The sequence below is a fragment of the Falsiporphyromonas endometrii genome (assembly GCF_042654485.1).
GTDB lineage: Bacteria > Bacteroidota > Bacteroidia > Bacteroidales > Porphyromonadaceae > Porphyromonas > Porphyromonas endometrii.
The window spans coordinates 1-5,142 of the sequence record NZ_JBHSGO010000125.1 but is presented as its reverse complement, the minus strand read 5'-3'; the positions used below and the strand labels follow the sequence as shown (position 1 = coordinate 5,142).

4 protein-coding genes are annotated in these 5,142 nt (G+C 39.0%); all 4 read right to left on the bottom strand.

All coding sequences use genetic code 11. The annotated features are described in order from the left end of the window. Positions 1-916: 916 nt before the first annotated feature. Genes secG through ACFO3G_RS03940 form a run of 4 tightly spaced genes read right to left on the bottom strand, consistent with a single transcriptional unit; the run spans position 917 to position 3,866 of the window. Entirely contained in the window at positions 917-1,303 is a 387-nt protein-coding gene (secG, locus tag ACFO3G_RS03955; RefSeq protein ID WP_380078193.1) for a preprotein translocase subunit SecG, read from the bottom strand. 2 nt (positions 1,304-1,305) lie between these two features. Continuing rightward, a complete protein-coding gene (locus ACFO3G_RS03950; protein ID WP_380078191.1) occupies positions 1,306-2,049 on the bottom strand; it encodes a tetratricopeptide repeat protein in 744 nt (247 codons plus the stop codon). Position 2,050: 1 nt separating this feature from the next. Further along, a complete protein-coding gene (lptE, locus tag ACFO3G_RS03945; RefSeq protein ID WP_380078189.1) occupies positions 2,051-2,572 on the bottom strand; it encodes an LPS assembly lipoprotein LptE in 522 nt (173 codons plus the stop codon). Next, positions 2,556-3,866 (bottom strand): sigma-54 interaction domain-containing protein, encoded by a 1,311-nt coding sequence (locus tag ACFO3G_RS03940; protein WP_380078187.1) that lies wholly within the window; start codon positions 3,864-3,866, stop codon positions 2,556-2,558. Before ACFO3G_RS03940 ends, lptE begins: the two co-directional genes overlap by 17 nt. Positions 3,867-5,142 lie beyond the last annotated feature (1,276 nt).

The following is a 5,142-nucleotide window of genomic DNA, read 5'->3' as shown; positions in this document are numbered from 1 at the left end:
CCCGATGAGCCTGAATTGACATAGGGGGATACCCCCATTTTAGCGCAAGATGATCAAGTGGGATGCCCCTCTTGAATACTATGCTATGTCCTTCTTCAAAGAAGAACGTTTAGGACACTATTGGTTTTTTCTCTGTATTCATCCACCTTTTAGTCGAGTGTTGGAAGTGATTTGTAGTGTCGTTAATCCATCTTATCTCTTATGATACAGTATGTTAACTTAATATGTTGAATCTGTATTCTATCGATAATAACGAGAGAAAAGTTTTTTGAGAAAATCTTCTTTCTTATCGATTTTTGCTCATGAAATGCTCTCTTGAACCCAAATATATTGTTACAAAGAGGTTGCATTTATTTGTGTATCTCATTCAAATCATGCTTTGAGATTAAGGATTGCATGGTCTTTATTGTCTTTTTATTCCAATGCACTAAAGAAATTTGAACTGCTTATTCTACGATCTAATCCGTTTGAAAATACTTTTAATCCTAAATATCTCTTAGTGAGGGTGGCTTATGTGTATAAGATACTTGAGGCTGATCTTATGTCTAATCAAAGGGTATGTCAAGTTGTTTGACCGTGAGTGTATATCCAAATACTCCATGTTTTCTCGGTTAAGGTTCAAATAGGGTGGTGTGATCCTTCAATATAATCTAATATAGTGTAGATCTAAACAACAAAAGGCCGTGCCGGAAAGACACAGCCTTTGTGATATTTTTCTTAAAATAAATTCTGCTTAGAAACTTGTTTTGAATTGATTTAATAAACATTCAGGGGTTAATTGCATTCCGGTTTAATGTCTCCGAAAAAGCCTACAACAACCTATACACTCTATACATTCAGACGAGTAGACCAATAGGCTTAAAAGAATACAAGAAATCTAAAACCCAAACCTTTATCAAAGATTCAAACCAAATACTTACTCTTTTGGAGCAGACGGAGTTCCAGTAGCCGGAGCTTCTTGATTTTCCGCACCATTTCCTTGTGGAGTAGCAAAAGGATTAGCAGTAGATTTGGCGTCTTTTTCTGCATCCTTAACAAGCATCTTTTGGTTGATACCTGTCTCTGTAGCAGGATCTTGTGCTCCGTGAAGGAAGTGAGATGATATGATACTCAATACAACAACAGCGGCAGCAAGGTACCAGGTTGCTTTCTCAAGGAAGTCCGTTGTTTTGCGAACCCCCATAATTTGGTTGCTGGAAGAGAATCCTGCAGCCAATCCGCCACCCTTGGAGTTTTGGATTACTACTACCAAAATTAACAATATGGCAGCAAGTACAATTAGGATTGTTAGAAAGATGTACATATTTATTCTTGTTTATTATTCTTTGATATCTTCTCAAGAAATCTAATTTGGTCAGCAAAGTAAGGACTTTTTTCTGGAAAATTCAAGTTTAATGAATGTATAATTCTCAAGGCTTTGTCAAAATGTCCCTGCTTGATATATATTTTCGCCAGAGTTTCTGTAAACATGCTTTCTTCTAAGTTGTTGTTAGATAGGCTATTGTCCTCTTCAATCTGGTCTTTGCTTTCCTCTTGAATTGTAGAATCTTGTGTTACATTTTTTTTGCTCTCCTCATTGTCAGATTTATTAATCTTTTGTAAATCAATGCTCTCTATATCTAACGAGTCTTCACTCTTTGAGAGCGTTTTATCTACTTCTTCTGAGGAAAAATAGTCCGGAATACCGGAGTTTGATGAAAAAGTCAATTCATCCGGAAGGTCCGCTCCCGAAGCTTTCATTTCATCCAGGAAGTCTTCTATGACAGCAAAAGAGTCTTTTTCGTCTTGGCTATCTGTCCCTAATTCGTGAGTTTGGCTGTATCCGGCTACGAGTCTGTATAGCTTGTCTCTATTAGGAAGCATAGGGGCCAGCCTTTGTAGCTCGGAGGCATATCGCACATCGTGTACGGTAGCCAAATTGTATAGGTAAAGAAAAGCGCAAGTTGAAGAATATGGATAAGCCTCCAGAAGTTGCTTCATATCGTCCAATGTATGGTCCGAAAGCAAGACCGGATTTCTCATATACTCATATAATTCGTCTGTTGTCATGTTACCAGTTTTCTACTGTTGCCGAATAGATTTGTTTGATAATGCGTTCGCTCAATTCTTGTACCAATTGACCTTCAATAGTATTGAACATAATATTACTATCGAAGTCGGTAAACTCAGTGAAGGTCTTTTCAAAACTTTGTGAAGGCTGTACTTTATTCACAAACTTAATCTTTATTCCAATCGTAAACTTTGTTTTCGCAGAAATAGCATTCTCCTGAATAGCTGTGGGTGCTAAGTCATAGGTGACAATTGCTCCGGAGATTTGGAGATCTCCATCGTATGGTACCATCTCCAGTTTGGTCCTGGAGATAAATATATTCTTCAGAGCTTCGGTGAAGTTGGTAGACATAGGAGCATATTGATGAGATGCTTGGTTGACAATCGTCTCTATAGTCATCGTTTTGGTAGTGCTATAATCTATTGAAGCACCATCAAACTTGTATTGGATGCTGCATGAGGATATTGCCACAATAAAGAATGACAATAGGTAAAATGCAAAATATTTAGCCTTCAATTTCATCAATATTAATGTTATGCTCTTTGATTTTTCGGTATAAGGTACGCTCGGATATTCCGAGAGCCTCTGCAGCCTCTTTCTTGTTTTTAGGACCAAATTTGACCAAAGCTCTTCGTACAAGTTCGGCCTCTGCTTCTGAGATAGGCAGTACAACATCTTTGCGACTTAGGTCATCTTCAGGGATAATCTCAGCATCGTCCACTTCGGGCTCATGCGGCTCGATATAGGTAATGGGTTGAGAAGTGTCCGAGGTGGAAGTACCAAAGATTTGGTCTGTGCTTATAGGTGACTTGGCAGAGTGGTGCAAGATCTGATCGATGTCATGCCCCCCTTGGCTGACCGGAATTTGTCCATCCATAATGCCTTGCACAAGACTCTTAAGCTCATTCATGTCCTTTTTCATGTCAAAAAGAACCTGGTAGAGAATCTCTCGTTCAGAAGTGAAACTGTTGGATTCCTGCTCCTTGACATGACTTAGCAATACGGGATGAAGATCTTGAAAGGCATTTTCGGGAAGATATTTGCGTATGGTTTCAGCCGAGATGGTACGCTCTTCTTCCAATACAGACATCCTTTCAGCCACATTTCTTAATTCTCGAATGTTGCCGGGCCATCGGTAGTTTTTTACAGCTTCTTCGGCTTCCGGACTTAAACGCAAAGTGGGCATACAGTACTTTTCGGCACTGTCAGATGCAAACTTTCTAAACAACAGAGGTGCATCTTCTGCTCGTTCTCTAAGTGGAGGAATGACGATGGGCACTGTATTGAGACGAAACAAAAGGTCCTCTCTAAACTTTCCTCTCTGTACTGCTTCAATGAGATTGACATTGGTTGCTGCCACAATCCTGACATCAGTCTTATTGGCAACACTGGCCCCTACGGCTATAAACTCTCCGGTCTCAAGGACTCTGAGTAGCCTGGCTTGTGTGCTGAGGGGTAGTTCTCCTACCTCATCGAGGAAAATTGTACCGCCATCGGCCTCTTCAAAATAACCTTTTCTATCTGCCAAAGCACCGGTGAAAGAACCTTTCTTATGACCAAAAAGTTCCGAATCAATGGTGCCTTCAGGGATAGCTCCGCAGTTGACGGCAATGTATGGATTGTGTTTCCTGCTACTATATTGGTGGATAATCTGAGGAAAAAACTCTTTACCTGCACCACTTTCACCGGTCACAAGTACGGACAAATCGGTTGGTGCCACTTGCACTGCCGTACGAATAGCTCTGTCAAGCAATGGGCTGTTGCCAATGATGCCAAATCTTTGTTTGACTTGCCTTATGTTTATATTGTTTGCCATTTTTATGCTGCCTCCTGATCTTTTAGGGGTTACTCAATAAAATAGAGTACCGTTACAAAATTAAGTAAACTGCTCGAACTTGAAGTTGTTTGTAGGAGATTTTGAGTTTGTCTTATGTCGGATCTCCCAAGCCAATAACGAGCTGCTTGCAATAGATACAATGTTAATGATGCCACAAGGACTATTGCCTATCAAACAACTTCTATGTACACTCAATATATCATTTATTGACGAATTGTTTTGCATTCATGAACTATAAATTCAAACTAAGTCCCTACAATGGAGATACTGAAATCCTTAAATCGACTTAAGACCTTTTGGAGCAAACCCAACATATCTTGCAAATGTACATCTATTTCATCTAAAGTAGGCGATTGAAATGTGGCTTGCAACCGCAAGATTCTTCTTAATGACAATAAAAAGAATGGGCTGGGAAGCTCGTTTATAAAAAAGGAAGTGTTAAATACTATTTGTCAATAAGTCTGATGATACGGACTAAAAACACCTTATTGGAGCCAAATACCCCAATCTCTCAAGATAGGTAATATAAGAGCGTCGGATATATGAGTTTAGTAACCTCTGGGGCTGTTGAAGCAAGATACAGCACTCTGTTGGATAGAGGGGATATGCTATAACAGAGGTTTTGTCTTCCCTCCTTCACCCTTTGTTACAAGAGGAGTGGACTTTACATACGAATTCAACATACACTATATCTATTCAAAAAGATATAGATAAAGTAATTATTCATCTGGATAACGAGGTTATTCCTTGTTCTCTGATAGTTGATAAGTAAATCACGTTTTATATAATAAGGTGTCAATAGCTCCAAAATAGGAGGTCGTTGGCACCTTGTTTGTTGACTCTGTGAAATTGCTTGCCAAGTCTGATTAGATGAGGCATTAGCCTGTAAATCATGCTTAGTTTTATCGGGCAGCCGACTTTAGAATCCAAAAAGAGGGCGACTTATCTTTCAAAAATTGAAATGCTCATCTGCATAAATAAGGTGTTTGGGAGAGTTCAATATGCCATTATCTACCTTAGTCGGACAGGCCTTCTTCCGCCTGTAAGCGTACCAAAGTCTTCTATTGAGACTTACCAGTTATTTCATCTTGTGAATGAAAATTCTACCGGATACTAATGTATAGAAATATATTGCTGTCCGATAAAAATATCACAAAACAAAAAATAAGGGGCTGAACTTCCTTCACAGGAATCAGCCCCAATTGTCTTATCTTTATCATAGAAACTTACAAGAAAGACAATGCACAAAAGTATT

Bases quoted from the DNA above. Each gene is read 5' to 3' on its own strand.
- ACFO3G_RS03950 (WP_380078191.1), bottom strand. From the start codon at position 2,049: ATGACAACAGACGAATTATATGAGTATATGAGAAATCCGGTCTTGCTT.
- secG (WP_380078193.1), bottom strand. From the start codon at position 1,303: ATGTACATCTTTCTAACAATCCTAATTGTACTTGCTGCCATATTGTTA.
- lptE (WP_380078189.1), bottom strand. From the start codon at position 2,572: ATGAAATTGAAGGCTAAATATTTTGCATTTTACCTATTGTCATTCTTT.
- ACFO3G_RS03940 (WP_380078187.1), bottom strand. From the start codon at position 3,866: ATGGCAAACAATATAAACATAAGGCAAGTCAAACAAAGATTTGGCATC.